The sequence below is a fragment of the Methylobacterium sp. D53M genome, from assembly GCF_053345625.1.
Genome location: NZ_JBKFAL010000015.1, coordinates 25073 through 38351 on the forward strand (window position 1 = coordinate 25073; position 13279 = coordinate 38351).

Genomic DNA, 13279 nt, shown 5'->3' on the forward strand with positions numbered 1-13279 from the left:
GTTTTCGCAGCGGATGCACATCGTCGACCGACGTTTGAACCCGGGCGGCAAGAGCCTCCCGAACCGCCAGCGCTTCCTGCGGCGCGTGAAGGACGTGGCCCAGCGCGCGGTGCGGGAATCCGCCCGCGAGAAGGACATCAAGGACCTCGGCAAGGACGGCCGCGTCACCGTGCCGGCGGACGGCGTCCGGGAGCCCCGCTTCTCGCGCCAGCCCGGCACCGGCCTGCAGGACCACATCCTGCCCGGCAACAAGACCTACGTGGAGGGCGACACGATCGAGCGCCCGCCGGGCAGCGGCGGCGGTCGCGGCTCCGGCGAGGGCGGGGAGGGCGGCGAGAACAGCGAGGACGCGTTCCGCTTCGTGCTCACCCGCGAGGAGTTCCTGGAACTCTTCCTCGAGGATCTGGAATTGCCGGACCTCGCCAAGCGTCGCCTCGCCATCGTCGAGACGGAAGGGTTGCGCCGGGCGGGCTACACGGTCACCGGCTCGCCCGCGAACCTCGCGCTCACCCGAACCCTGCGCAACTCGATGTCGCGGCGGATCGCCCTCAAGCGTCCGAAACCCGACGAGGTCGCGGCCCTGGAGGCCCGGCTCGACGCCCTCGCCGAGGGGCACCCGGAGCGGCCGGACCTGGAGCAGGCCCTGTTCCGGCTGCGCGAGCGCGCGAAGCGCATCCCCTACGTCGACCCGATCGACCTGCGCTTCCGCCGGTTCGAGCCCTATCCGCGGCCGATCGCGCAGGCTGTGATGTTCTGCCTGATGGACGTGTCCGGCTCGATGACCGAGCACATGAAGGACCTCGCCAAGCGATTCTACATCCTGCTGCACATCTTCCTGACGCGCCGCTACCGGCACGTCGAGATCGTGTTCATCCGCCACACCGACCGGGCGACCGAGGTGGACGAGGAGACCTTCTTCGGCTCTCGCGAGACCGGCGGCACGCTAGTGTCGTCGGCGCTCGTGGAGATGAAGCGCGTCATCGCCGAGCGCTACGACCCGAACGACTGGAACATCTACGCGGCCCAGGCCTCGGACGGCGACAACGTCTCCTCCGACGCGCCGACCTCCACGGAGCTGCTGCGGTCGCACATCCTGCCCGCCTGCCAGCACTTCGCCTATCTGGAGGTGGGCGACGAGAACGGTCCCCGCGCCGGCTTCGTCGAGCACCGCACCACCCTGTGGCGGACCTACGAGGCGATCGCCAAGGCCGGCGGCCCGATCGCCATGCGCAAGGTCAACCACCGCCGGGAGATCTACCCGGTCTTCCGCGAGCTGTTCGGGCGCAAGGAAGGCCGCGCCGAGGCGGAGGCGTGATGCCGTCGCACGCATCGACCGATCGGGAGGCCGCATGACGCTCGTCAAGGCACGCACGCCCCAGATCATCGCGGGCAACCAGAAGCCGCTGTTCACCGGCAACGACTGGGATTTCGACACGATCCGGCGGATCCACGACGCCTGCGAGGCGGTGGCCGGGCCGCAGCTCGGGCTGTCGTGGTACCCGAACCAGATCGAGATCATCACGGCCGAGCAGATGCTCGACGCCTACGCGTCGATCGGCATGCCGCTGTTCTACAAGCACTGGTCGTTCGGCAAGCACTTCGCCCAGCACGAGGCCGGCTACCGCCGCGGCCTGATGGGGCTCGCCTACGAGATCGTCATCAACTCGGACCCGTGCATCTCCTACGTCATGGAGGAGAACACGGCGACGATGCAGACGCTGGTCATCGCGCACGCCGCCTTCGGCCACAACCACTTCTTCAAGAACAATTACCTGTTCCGGCAGTGGACCGACGCCGAGGGCATCCTCGACTACCTCGACTTCGCCAAGGGCTTCATCGCCCGCTGCGAGGAGCGCTACGGCCACCAGGCCGTGGAGCAGGTGCTCGACGCCGCCCACGCGCTGATGAGCCAGGGCGTCCACCGCTACCCGCGCAAGAAGCGGCCGGACCTCGCCTCCGAGCAGCGGCGCGAGCGCGAGCGGATCGAGCACGGCGAGCAGATCTACAACGATCTCTGGCGCACCCTGCCGCAGAAGATCGGCACGGCGCGTCCGGACGCGGCCGCCGAGCGGCGCAAGGCGCTGCTCGAACTGCCGCAGGAGAACATCCTATATTTCCTAGAGAAGGCCGCGCCCCGCCTGCGCCCCTGGCAGCGCGAGATCCTGCGCATCGTCCGCCTGGTGGCCCAGTACTTCTATCCGCAGCGCCAGACCAAGGTGATGAACGAGGGCTGCGCCACCTACTGCCATTACCGGATCATGAATGCCCTCTCGGAATCCGGGCAGATCACCGAGGCGGCCTATCTCGAGTTCCTGCAGTCGCACACCAACGTCATCCGGCAGCCGAACTACGACGACCGCTCCTACGGCGGCCACAATCCCTACGCGATCGGTTTCGCGATGATGCAGGACATCGCCCGCATCGCCGAGCAGCCGACCGAGGAGGATCGGGCGTGGTTCCCCGATATCGCCGGGGTCGGCGACGCCATGGCGGTCCTGCGCGACTGCTGGGAGAATTACCGGGACGAGAGCTTCATCCAGCAGTTCCTGTCGCCCAAGCTGATGCGTGACCTGCGCCTGTTCCACGTGGTCGACGATCCCGACGAGCCGGAGCTGCGGGTGGAGGCGATCCACGACGAGCGCGGCTATCGCAAGCTGCGCCGGGCCTTCGCGCGCCAGTACGACGTGGCGTGGCTCGACCCCGACATCGAGGTGGTGGACGTGGATCTGGAGGGCGACCGGCGCCTGATCCTGCACCACAAGGCGATCAACAAGATTACCCTGCAGAAGGACGACGCCAAGCGCGTGCTGCAGCACCTCGCCGACCTCTGGGGCTACGACGTGGTGCTCAAGGAGGTCGAGCCGGCCAACGGCGCGGTGCTCGGCGAGATCACCGCCAGCGCGCGGCCGATCTTCTTCTGAGCGGGACGGCGGGAGGGCGCCTCCCGCCCGGTTCCCCGTCCTGATGTGGCGTCCGGCCGAAACCCTCGATGGCGGCAGCCCTCCGTCATCACGAGCGCAGCGAAGTGACCCAGGGTCGCGCGACATCGGTGAATGTAGCGCCGACTGGATCGCTTCGCGCCGCTCGCCAAGACGGCACCGGCCGATCGACCGGGACCTTCCGATGAGGACGGCAGTTCCGAAGGCCTCGTGATTGCCTCGGCGGTACCGCCGTGCTGCATGGGGCAATGACCGCCACGATCCTCACCCTCGCCGAGACCGGCGACTTCCTCGACCGCGAATTCCCGCAGATGCAGGCGGGCGGGCGCGCCTACCACCTCGAGGCCGTGGGACCGCTCTCGGCGCGGATGCGGCTCGAAGCCCACGAGCGCTTCCTGCGTCCCGGCGCGACCGTGTCGGGGCCGGCCATGATGGCGCTGGCCGACTACGCCCTCTACGCGGCGATCCTGGCCAATATCGGTCCGGTGGCGCTCGCGGTGACGACGAGCCTCACCTTCAACTTCCTGCGCAGGCCGGCCACCGGGGATCTCGTGGCCGAATGCCGGCTGCTCAAGCTCGGCCGGCGCCTCGCCGTCGGCGAGGTGTCGATCACCGCCGCGGGCAACCCCGACCTCGTCTGCCACGCCACCGGCACCTACTCGATCCCGCCGCGCTGACGCGCCGTCTTCGCGAGCGCAGCGAAGCAACCTAGGGCAGCGCGCGATTGCCAGACGGGGCGTGTCGCTGGGTTGCTTCGCTGCGCTCGCAAGGACGGGGGCCGGCTCAGCCGGCACGCGCCTCGGCGAGCCGGGCGGCGTAGCGGGCGATCAGGTCGACCTCGAGGTTGAGCCGGTCCCCCTGCCGCCGCTCGCCCCAGGTGGTGACCTGGAGCGTGTGCGGGATTAGCAGCACCGAGAACAGGTCGTCCGCGACCGCATTCACGGTGAGCGAGGTGCCGTCGAGGCAGACCGAGCCCTTCTCGGCGATGAATCTCTTCACGGCGGCCGGCGCCCGCAGGGTGAAGCGCTCGCTGGCGCCCCAGGCATCGGCCGTCACGCTCACGCGCTCCACGATCTCGGCGAGGCCGTCGACGTGGCCGGTGACGAGATGGCCACCGAGCTCGTCGCCGATCTTCAGGGAGCGTTCGAGGTTGATCCGCGTGCCCGCCACCCAGCTGCCGACGGTGGTGCGCGCCAGCGTCTCCGCGGCGGCGTCGACCGCGAAGACGCAGCCGCCCGGGGCCGGCTCCACCGACACGGCGGTGAGGCACGGTCCGGCGCAGGCGATCGAGGCGCCGAGCGCGATCGTCGCCGGATCGTAGGCGGCGCGGATCGCGATCCGGCGCAGGTCACCGTCGCCCGAGACCGAGACGACCGTGCCGATGGCGCTGACCAAGCCCGTGAACATCGCTTACGTCCTGTTGCGTTCGTAGGTCACGGCCGTGTCGGGCCCGAGCTGCAGCCGCTCGGCCTCCCGGAACCGGTCGCCCGCCAGGGCCTCCGCCAGGGCCGGGCCCAGGGCCGGCAGGCCGCCCGCTGCGCCCAGCTCCGCCGGCCCCGTGACCAGCGTGCAGGCATCGATCAGATCGGCCCGGGCCAGCGCCTCCGCAAGGCGGGGGCCGCCCTCGCTGCACAGGCGGGTCAGGCCGCGCTCGCCGAGACGCGCCAGGGCCGCCGGGAGGTCGATCCCGCCGGCCGCGTCTGCCGCTACGGTGGCGACCTCGACGCCGAGGGCCTCCAGGGCCCGCCGCGCGTGGGCCGGGGCCGAGCGGGTCGTGAGCACCAAAGTCGGCGTGTCGCGGGCGGTGCGGGCGAGGACGCTCGCCGGGGAGAGCCGCAGATGCGTGTCGAGCACGACCCGCAGGGGCGAGCGCGCGCCGAGGCCCGGCAGCCGCACGGTCAGCGACGGGTCGTCGGCCCGGGCGGTGCCGATGCCGATCAGGATCGCGTCGGCGTGGGCCCGCCACAGGTGGACCGCCCCGTCCGCCACCGGCCCGGTGATCCGCAGGCGCTCCGGCCCGGCGGAAGCGCAGAAGCCGTCGCGGGTGCGGGCGAGCTTGAGGTGCAGGGCCGGGCGGCCGCGGGTCACCCGGGTGACGTGGCCGACATGGTCGCGCGCCGCCTCCTCCCGCATCAGCCCGGTCTCGACCGCGACGCCGCCCCGCCGCAGGAGGTCGTGGCCGCGCCCGGCCACCCGCGGGTCGGGATCCTCCAGGGCGCTGACCACCCGGGCTATCCCGGCGGCCAGGATCGCGTCGGTGCAGGGCGGCGTGCGGCCGTGATGGGAGCAGGGCTCCAGGGTGACGTAGAGGGTCGCGCCGCGGGCGGCCTCGCCGGCGGCGGCGAGCGCCACGGGCTCCCCGTGCGGGCGCCCGCCCGGCGCCGTGGCCGCCGTCCCGAGGATGCGGCCGGTTTCGGGCTCGACCACGACAGCGCCGACCGACGGGTTCGGCCAGGTGGTGCCGAGCCCGCGTCGGCCCAGCGCCAGGGCGAGGCGCATGAAGTTCGGGTCGCCGCTCATGGACGCCCGGCGCGGCGCCGCCCCGACGCCTCGGGCTCCGGGTCGCCCTCCGGACCCGGCGCGTCCGCCGGTACCGGCGTGCCGTCGCTCAGCGTGCCGAGCAGCTCCTCGAAGTCCCGGGCCTCGCGGAAGTTCTTGTAGACGGAGGCGAAGCGCACGTAGGCGACGTCGTCGAGGCCCTTCAGCCCCGCCATCACCAGCTCGCCGATCGCCTCGGAGGTCACCTCGGGCTCGCCGGCGCTCTCGAGCTGCCGAGTGATGCCGCTGACCAGCCGCTCGATCCGCTCCGGATCGACGGCGCGCTTGCGCAGCGCCACGTCGATGGAGCGCTGGAGCTTGTCGCGGTCGAACGGCACGCGCTTGCCCGAGCGCTTGAGCACCACGACCTCGCGGAGCTGCACGCGCTCGAAGGTGGTGAAGCGGCCGGCGCAGTCCGGGCAGACCCGGCGGCGCCGGATCGCGGCGCCGTCCTCGGAGGGCCGCGAGTCCTTCACCTGGGTCTCGGAGCCGCCGCAGTAGGGACAGCGCATGGATCTCGCTACTCGGGCATGAAAACGGCCGCGGACCGGTCGGATCCGCGGCCGTTTCCTAATCCACCGCGGGCCGGCCCGGAAGACCGGCCTTGCCTCAAGCGGCCCTCTTGCCTCAGCCGTAGATCGGGAACCGGTCCGTCAGCGCGTGGACGCGGGTCTTGACGTCGGCCTCGACCGCGCTGTCGCCGGCCTCACCCTTGGCGGCGAGCCCGTCCAGCACCTCGACGATGAAGCCGCCGATCTGCTTGAACTCGGCGACGCCGAAGCCGCGCGAGGTGCCGGCCGGGGTGCCGAGCCGGATGCCCGAGGTGATGGTCGGCTTCTGCGTGTCGAAGGGGACGCCGTTCTTGTTGCAAGTGATGTGCGCCCGCGACAGGGCCGCCTCGGCGGCCTTGCCGGTGAGGCCCTTCCGCTGGAGGTCGACCAGCATCAGGTGGTTGTCGGTGCCGCCCGAGGTGATGTCGTAGCCGCCCGAGATCAGCGTGTCGGCGAGCGCCCGGGCGTTCTCCACCACCTGGCGGGCGTAGATCTTGAACTCGGGCTTCAGCGCCTCGCCGAAGGCCACCGCCTTGCCGGCGATGACGTGCATCAGCGGGCCGCCCTGGAGGCCGGGGAAGATCGCCGAGTTGAACTTCTTGGCGAGCGCCTCGTCGTTCGTCAGGATCATGCCGCCGCGCGGGCCGCGGAGGGTCTTGTGGGTCGTCGTGGTGGCGACGTGGGCGTGCGGGAACGGCGACGGGTGGACGCCGGCCGCCACGAGGCCCGCGAAGTGGGCCATGTCGACCATGAAGTAGGCGCCGACCGAGTCGGCGATCTCGCGGAACTTGGCGAAGTCCCAGTGGCGCGGGTAGCCCGAGCCGCCGGCGATGATCACCTTCGGCTTGTGCTCCTGGGCGAGCTGGGCGACCTGCTCCATGTCGATCCGCTGGTCCTCGCGGCGCACCGTGTAGGAGACCGGCTTGAACCACTTGCCCGAGACGTTCGGCGGCGCGCCGTGCGTCAGGTGGCCGCCGGCGGCGAGGTCGAGGCCCAGGAAGGTATCGCCGGGCTGCATGAGCGCCAGGAACACACCCTGGTTGGCCTGGGAGCCAGAATTCGGCTGCACGTTGGCGAAGCCGCAGTCGAACAGGCGCTTGGCGCGCTCGATGGCGAGATCCTCGGCGATGTCCACGAACTGGCAGCCGCCGTAGTAGCGCCGGCCCGGATAGCCCTCCGCGTACTTGTTGGTGAGCACCGAGCCCTGAGCCTCCAGCACGGCGCGGGAGACGATGTTCTCCGAGGCGATCAGCTCGATCTCGTGCTGCTGGCGGCCGAGCTCCTTGGCCACCGCCTCGGCGATCTCGGGGTCGGCTTCCGTCAGCGGGGCGGCGAAGAAGCTGTTGGAGAAGTGCTTGTCGGCGGCGGTACCGGCGCTCATGGTCTGCCTCTGTTCTGGTAGGGGCGATGCCCGGCCTTTCGTCGGCGTGCACGGGCGGGCGTTGAAGGTGGGATTCCTACACGCGCCGAGGGCTCAGGCCAAGCACAGGCATTTTGCTCGCGCGCCAAGAATAATTTGTCGCAGCCTGCCGCGGCGACCTCGAGAGTGCTGCCGGCATACTTTCCTTCTCTGCGACCAGCGGCTCATAAAAGGAAAAAAGTCATGGAATAAATCATGAACGTTTCGAGGATCAGAGACGCGATGCGGTACTGCGATCTGCCGGATGTCCTGGATTATTCCATCACTGAGCTTCGGCTCGGCCTGGCCTTCATCGCGCGACGGCAGGGCCAGCGCTGCCCCGGTTCGAGCGATCTGGGATATCAAGACCGGCAAGGCGCAGTAGACGCCGGCTCGCGCGCGCGAACTGCGCAGAGATGTCGGCGTGGATGACAGTTTTCCCGTCATAGAGGTTCACTTGAGACGAGGAAACTCGGTCAAGGGACTGTCAATATCCGCGATCCTGCTCGGACAGGGGTTGGCATGAGCATGGAAGCCTACGCGCTCTGCGCGGGCGCGATGCCTGGCGTGGCGGAGTGGCAGGCGGCCATCCACGAAAACGGGTTCGATCTGAAACTCGACGCCGCGCGCATACCGCCGGCCACGCAAGGGCCTCTGCCCGCGACCTGGCGGCGCCGCGAGGCCGGCTTCGAATGCCAGATCATTCCGCTGTCGGATCTGACGGACACCTATACCGACATCGACTTCGGCGGGCCGTGGACGTGCGTCTATGCCTTCTACTTCGCCACGCTCCCGGCTTGCGTCGGGGCGTGGATGGCTGTCGCGGCCTGCGCGGCCCAGTCGGACGGTATCGTCTTCGATCCGCAAGAGGGGCAGCTGCTCACCGCCGAGGGCGCGATCCGCTACGCGCGCGACATGGTGGCGCGCATCGTCAGTCTGGAGGCGCAGTTCGACGCCTCGGCGGGCGGCTGAGGCCGGACGGCGTGCCGCGCCGCGGCGGCGCCGTCAGGCTCGCGGGGCGAGGTTCGTCTCGATCAGGACCGTCTCGGTCTCGAACGCGGCCGCGTGCCACGCCCCGGCAGGGAAGTGGAACACGCTGCCGGCCGAGAACGGCTCGCGGCCCCGCTCGGTCTCCAGGATCCCCGAGCCCGAGAGCACCTGCACGAACTGCTCGTGATCGTGGCTGTGCGCCGGCGCCGAGACGCCGGCCGGGACGACCACGCGCACGAGGCTGGCGCCCGAGCCCGGGATCGTGCGCTTGGCGACACCGTTCCCGCCGAGGCTCTCGGCGCGGTCGTCCCAGGCGGTCAGGTAATCGCTCATCACGGGTCTCCTCGCCGGCAGGGTGCCGCTCCGATCGGTCGGGTCAACGCCCGCCCGGACCCCGCCCCCGCGTCAACCGGTCCCGCCGGGCTGGCGGCCGCGCCGGCCCTTGCCGGCCGCGGGGTCGGCCGGCGCCGGATCCGGCCGGGCCGGGCTGCCCGACGGCGCCGGAGGCACGGCGCTCGCGGACGGCGTGCCGGAGGTGGGCCAGAAGGTCTCGAACAGCTCCTGCATCGCCCGGATGTTGTTGCCCTGAACCTCGGCCCCGGTGCGCAGCATCTGCTGGAACATGTCGGAGCCGGCCTCGCCCGCGCTCGCCTGCGGATCGGCGGTGGGCTTGGCGGCGGGCTTGGCAGTAGGCTTCGGCGGCGGGGCCGGCGGCTCGACGGCGGGCATCATCGCCCTGGCCATCTCGGCCCAGGCCGGGCCGAAGGGGAACGGCACGGGCGGCGGCGGCGCGCTCGGTCGCGCCGGCTCGGCCTGCGGCTGGTTCAGCATGACGTGGACGATGCTCGCCACCACGGCGCCCGCCATCATCGGCAGCATCTGGCGCAGGACCTGCGCGCCGACGCCGCTCGTCGCCGAGGCCTGCCGCAGCACCGCCTGCATCAGCTGCGCCGAGCCGAACATCTGGCCGAGGGCCTCGAACCCCTGCGCCGGCGCCGGCTTGGCGGCCTCAAGACCGAACATCCGGGCGAAGCCGGTCGGGTCCAGGCCGACGCTGCGCTGGAGCCCGAGCGTCAGGGCCGGCATCAGCGCCTCGAAGGCACGGGCCGTCTGCTCGGTCGTCAGGCCGAACGGCTGGCCCATGGCCTGAAGCCCGGCCTCGCCCTGGGCCTGGAACATCTCGAGCGGGTTGAACATGACGCCTCGATCCTGTCCCGGCCGGGACCGCCCGGGACAGGGCATCGTGACCCTTTGCGCGGGGAAATACCAGTTCCCACCCGCGGAACTTGTGCCTCCGCGCCGCCGTCTCAGCTCAACGGCTCGGGATGGGCGTGGCCCGGCGGCAGCGGCGCCGCCCGGTGGGGCGCCTCGGCGGCGACGTCCGGCTCCGGCCGGCGCGGGCCGACCCCCTCCAGCCGGTCGACCGTGCGGCGGGCGAGCAGGATGCCGAGCGCGCCGAAGACCAGGGAGCCGACCCCCATCCCGGCCACCACCCCGCGGGGGCCGTAGAGTGCCGCGCCGAGCATGGCCGGCGGGATCGTCCCGAGCGTCGCCCGGCCCCAGTTCAGCAGCGTCGAGCGCAGCGGGAAGCCGAGATTGTTGAAGGCGGCGTTGCCGAGGAACAGGAGCCCGTTGAAGAACCAGATCGCGCCGCCGACGAGGCAGAAGAAGCCGAACAGCTCGGCCGCGACCCCCTGCAGGCCGAACAGGCCGGCGAGCCATCCCCGAGCCAGCGCCAGGAGGAGCCAGACCGCGGCGCAGTAGGCCAGAGTCACCCGGATCGCCGCGCCGAGCACGCCGCGCATCCGGTCGAACAGGCCCGCGCCCCAGTTCTGCGCCAGGATCGGGCCGATCGCCCCCGACAGCGCGAACAGGCCGCCGAAGGCCACCGGCGTCAGCCGGTCGATCACCGACGCGGCCGCGACCGCGTCCGCTCCGTAGCCGGCGAACAGACGCGCCAGGAAGGCGCTCGCCACCGAGGGGGCGAGGTTCGTGAGCACGGCCGGGCCCGCGATACCCGCCAGGGCGGCCGCGTCGGCCGGCAGATCGGACAGGCGCGGCCGGCCCAGGAGGCCGTGCCGGGCGACGCCGCGGACGCCCACCGCCACGAAGGTCGCGCGCGCCGCGCAGACCGTGATCGCCGCGCCCGTGACGCCGAGGCCGGCCCCGAAGATCAGCAGCGGATCGAGGAGCGCGGTGATCACGGCACCGGCCAGGGTGACCGACATCGCCTGCCGCGCCTCGCCGACTGCGCGCAGCAGCCCGGTGAACAGCATGCCGGCGGCGAGCAGAAGGTTCGACGGCAGGGTGATGTAGAGGAACAGGACGGCCACCCGCAGCGCCTCGCCCTGCGCGCCGATCAGGGTCAGGAGCGGGCCGGCCAGCAGCGCGATCAGCCCCGCGATGAGGGCGGCCACGAGGCTGCCGAGGACCAGCGCCGAGGTCGCGAGGCGCCGCGCCGCCGCGCGGTCGCGCGCGCCGACGGCCTTCCCGACCAGGGCGCCGGCCGCGATCATCAGGCCAATATTCACCGCCGTGGCGAAGAACTGGACGATGCCGGCGAAGCCGACCGCCGCCGTGAGGTTCGGGTCGCCCAGCGTCGAGACGTAGAGCAGCGACAGGAGATCGACGACGAAGATCGCCATCAGCCCCACCGAGCCGGTGGCCGCCATCACCACGACGTGGCGGAGGATCGAGCCGGTGACGAAGCGGCCCGCCTCCGCCGGGGGCGGCCCGTCGGACATGTCAGACATCCCGCCCGTCACGCATCCCGGGCACTGCCTTCCGCCTCGAGCTCGGCCTCCGGATCGGACTCCTCGGCGGCCTCCGTCTCCTGCGGGGCCAGGGCGGGCTTCTCCAGGAGCCGCTCGGCGGCCTCGCGCCGGTCGCTACCCACGAGGTCGCGGGTCTCGGTGCTGAGCGCCCGGGCCGGCCGGACCGGGGCGGTCAGCGGCTCGGGCTTCAGCCCGGCCGCGGCGCCGCGCATCCAGCTGGACCCGTCCGGCAGGGCGCCCGCCTGCTGCAGGACCAGCCGCGCGATGTCGCGCTTGCGCACGTCGTCGGTCCGGGCCGTGGCGGCCTCCGGCGACAGGCCGAGCCCCTCCAGGGCGGCCCGCCCGAAGGCGAGGGCGGATTCTGCGGTCTCGCGGATCTGGTAGTCGACGTCCCGGTTCATCAGCTCCACCGCGTGCAGGCGGTCGTAGGCCCGCACGAAGGTCCGCACGCTCGAGAATTCCTCGTGGACGATGTCGACGATCTTGAGGGCGCCCTCCCGGTCGTCGACGCAGATGCAGACCAGCTCGACCCGCCCGATCCCGGCGGCGCGGAGCACGTCGAGGCGCGTGCCGTCGCCGTAGTAGATGCGGAAGCCGAAGCGCGAGGCGGCGCGCAACTGCTCCACGTCCTTGTCGATCACCGTGACCGGGATGCCCTCGGCCATCAGCACGTGCGTCAGCACCTGCCCGAACCGGCCGAAGCCGATCACCAGCACCCGCGCGTCGCCGCTCTCGGACAGCTCGGTGGAGGGTTCCTCCAGCGCGAAGGTACTGCGCGCGTTGCGCCGCTCGATCAGCTTGTCGAGACCCTTGGCGGCGATGGGGCCGATCAGCATGGTCAGCGCGGCGAGCGCCACCGCGAAGCGCGTCGCCGTGACGCCGGTGAGGCCGAGATCCTGGGCCTGCGGCAGCAGCACGAAGGCGAACTCGCCCGCGGGCGCCAGGACCGCGGCCCCCCGCAGGGCCCCGAGGGTGTCCGAGCCGAACAGCCGGAACAGGCCGGCCACGATGGCGACCTTGACCAGGATCGCCGCCAGGGTCGCGCCGAACAGGGCCGGCCAGACCTCGCGCACGAGCGCGCCGTCGATCGACATGCCGACGCTCATGAAGAACAGGCCGAGCAGCATGCCGCGGAACGGCTCGATGTCGGCCTCCAGCTGGTGGCGGAAGTTCGACTCGGCGAGCAGGATGCCGGCGAGGAACGCGCCCATCGCCATCGACAGGCCGACCTGCTCCATGAGCAGCGCGGTGCCGAGCACCACCAGGAGCGCCGCGGCGGTCATCACCTCCCGGGCGCCGCTCGCCGCGAGCAGCCGGAAGAACGGGTTCAGGCCGTAGCGGCCGACCAGCACCACCGCGAGGATCGCCGCGAGCGCCTTGCCGGTGGAGACCGCGGCCTCCCCGAGCCAGGACACGTCGGTCGCCTCCCCGGCCGAGGCCAGCAGCGGCATCAGCGCCAGGATGCCGACCACCGACAGGTCCTGGAACAGCAGGACCGCGAAGGCGCGCGCGCCGTAAGCACTGCCGAGATCGCCCCGCTCCTCCAGGAGCTGCAGGGCCACCGCGGTGGCCGAGAGGGCGAGCGCGAGGCCGATCACCGCGGCGGCGCCGAAGCTGAGGCCAGCCACGAGGCCGGCGCCGCCGAGCACGAGCGCGCAGACGACGAGCTGCGCGGCGCCGAGGCCGAAGATGTCGCGGCGCATCGAGACGAGCTGCGACAGGTGCAGCTCCAGCCCGACGATGAAGAGCAGGAGCACCACGCCAATCTCGGCGACGCTCGCGGCCGTGTCGGGCTCGGCGATCAGCGACAGGCCGGAGGGCCCGATCAGCACGCCGGCCACGAGGTAGCCGAGCACGGCGCTCTGCCCGATCAGCCGGAAGATCGGCACGCCGATCACGGCCGCCGTGAGGAAGGTCAGGACCGGCGGCAGGAAGCTCGCATGTTCGACGGGGCTCGCCATGGTGATCGTCCCGGCGGTTCTGCTGGATCGGCGCGGCTGGAGCCCCCGCTTAGCGCGCACGGGGCCGGGATGCGAGCCGTAAGCGGGTGCCGTTCGGCACCGACGGGCCCGCGCGGAGCCGTTCGGC

12 protein-coding genes are annotated in these 13279 nt (G+C 71.8%); 4 read left to right on the top strand and 8 right to left on the bottom strand.

Features of this window, described 5'->3' with window-relative positions:
• Window positions 1-13: 13 nt before the first annotated feature.
• The 3 genes from ACLBYG_RS19690 (at window position 14) to ACLBYG_RS19700 (ending at window position 3616) form a co-directional block, all read left to right on the top strand.
• On the top strand, window positions 14-1315 hold the full coding sequence (locus ACLBYG_RS19690) for a YeaH/YhbH family protein (RefSeq protein WP_447682534.1): 1302 nt from the start codon (window positions 14-16) through the stop codon (window positions 1313-1315).
• 34 nt (window positions 1316-1349) lie between these two features.
• Window positions 1350-2921, top strand: a complete 1572-nt coding sequence (locus ACLBYG_RS19695; RefSeq protein WP_447682535.1) for a SpoVR family protein — start codon at window positions 1350-1352, stop codon at window positions 2919-2921.
• Window positions 2922-3187: 266 nt separating this feature from the next.
• Entirely contained in the window at window positions 3188-3616 is a 429-nt protein-coding gene (locus ACLBYG_RS19700; protein ID WP_447682536.1) for a PaaI family thioesterase, read from the top strand.
• Between the two features lie 106 nt (window positions 3617-3722).
• Here the strand turns inward: ACLBYG_RS19700 and ACLBYG_RS19705 are convergent, their stop codons facing one another.
• From ACLBYG_RS19705 to glyA, 4 genes are all read right to left on the bottom strand, one after another.
• The gene (locus tag ACLBYG_RS19705) at window positions 3723-4346 is read right to left on the bottom strand and encodes a riboflavin synthase (RefSeq protein WP_447682537.1); all 624 of its coding nucleotides are present in this window, start codon (window positions 4344-4346) and stop codon (window positions 3723-3725) included.
• 3 nt (window positions 4347-4349) lie between these two features.
• Window positions 4350-5459: a bifunctional diaminohydroxyphosphoribosylaminopyrimidine deaminase/5-amino-6-(5-phosphoribosylamino)uracil reductase RibD gene (ribD, locus tag ACLBYG_RS19710; protein WP_447682538.1), complete on the bottom strand. Its 1110-nt coding sequence runs from the start codon at window positions 5457-5459 to the stop codon at window positions 4350-4352.
• On the bottom strand, window positions 5456-5989 hold the full coding sequence (nrdR, locus tag ACLBYG_RS19715; RefSeq protein ID WP_447682539.1) for a transcriptional regulator NrdR: 534 nt from the start codon (window positions 5987-5989) through the stop codon (window positions 5456-5458). The genes ribD and nrdR overlap by 4 nt, the downstream gene beginning before the upstream one ends.
• A gap of 115 nt (window positions 5990-6104) precedes the next feature.
• Window positions 6105-7409 carry a serine hydroxymethyltransferase gene (glyA, locus tag ACLBYG_RS19720; protein ID WP_012320887.1) on the bottom strand — a complete coding sequence of 435 codons (1305 nt, stop codon included), beginning with the start codon at window positions 7407-7409 and terminating at the stop codon, window positions 6105-6107.
• 540 nt (window positions 7410-7949) lie between these two features.
• Between glyA and ACLBYG_RS19725 the strand changes: the two genes are divergently transcribed.
• Window positions 7950-8399 (top strand): hypothetical protein, encoded by a 450-nt coding sequence (locus ACLBYG_RS19725; protein WP_447682540.1) that lies wholly within the window; start codon window positions 7950-7952, stop codon window positions 8397-8399.
• A 33-nt stretch (window positions 8400-8432) separates the two neighbouring features.
• Here the strand turns inward: ACLBYG_RS19725 and ACLBYG_RS19730 are convergent, their stop codons facing one another.
• The 4 genes from ACLBYG_RS19730 to ACLBYG_RS19745 all read right to left on the bottom strand — a co-directional run bounded on the left by ACLBYG_RS19730 (window position 8433) and on the right by ACLBYG_RS19745 (window position 13152).
• The gene (locus ACLBYG_RS19730) at window positions 8433-8750 is read right to left on the bottom strand and encodes a cupin domain-containing protein (protein WP_100252789.1); all 318 of its coding nucleotides are present in this window, start codon (window positions 8748-8750) and stop codon (window positions 8433-8435) included.
• 72 nt (window positions 8751-8822) lie between these two features.
• The gene (locus ACLBYG_RS19735) at window positions 8823-9614 is read right to left on the bottom strand and encodes a DUF937 domain-containing protein (protein WP_447682541.1); all 792 of its coding nucleotides are present in this window, start codon (window positions 9612-9614) and stop codon (window positions 8823-8825) included.
• A 110-nt stretch (window positions 9615-9724) separates the two neighbouring features.
• Window positions 9725-11161 carry an MATE family efflux transporter gene (locus ACLBYG_RS19740; protein WP_447682599.1) on the bottom strand — a complete coding sequence of 479 codons (1437 nt, stop codon included), beginning with the start codon at window positions 11159-11161 and terminating at the stop codon, window positions 9725-9727.
• Between the two features lie 17 nt (window positions 11162-11178).
• Complete coding sequence (locus tag ACLBYG_RS19745; RefSeq protein WP_091681850.1) at window positions 11179-13152, bottom strand: monovalent cation:proton antiporter-2 (CPA2) family protein; 1974 nt, start codon at window positions 13150-13152, stop codon at window positions 11179-11181.
• Between the last annotated feature and the right edge of the window lie 127 nt (window positions 13153-13279).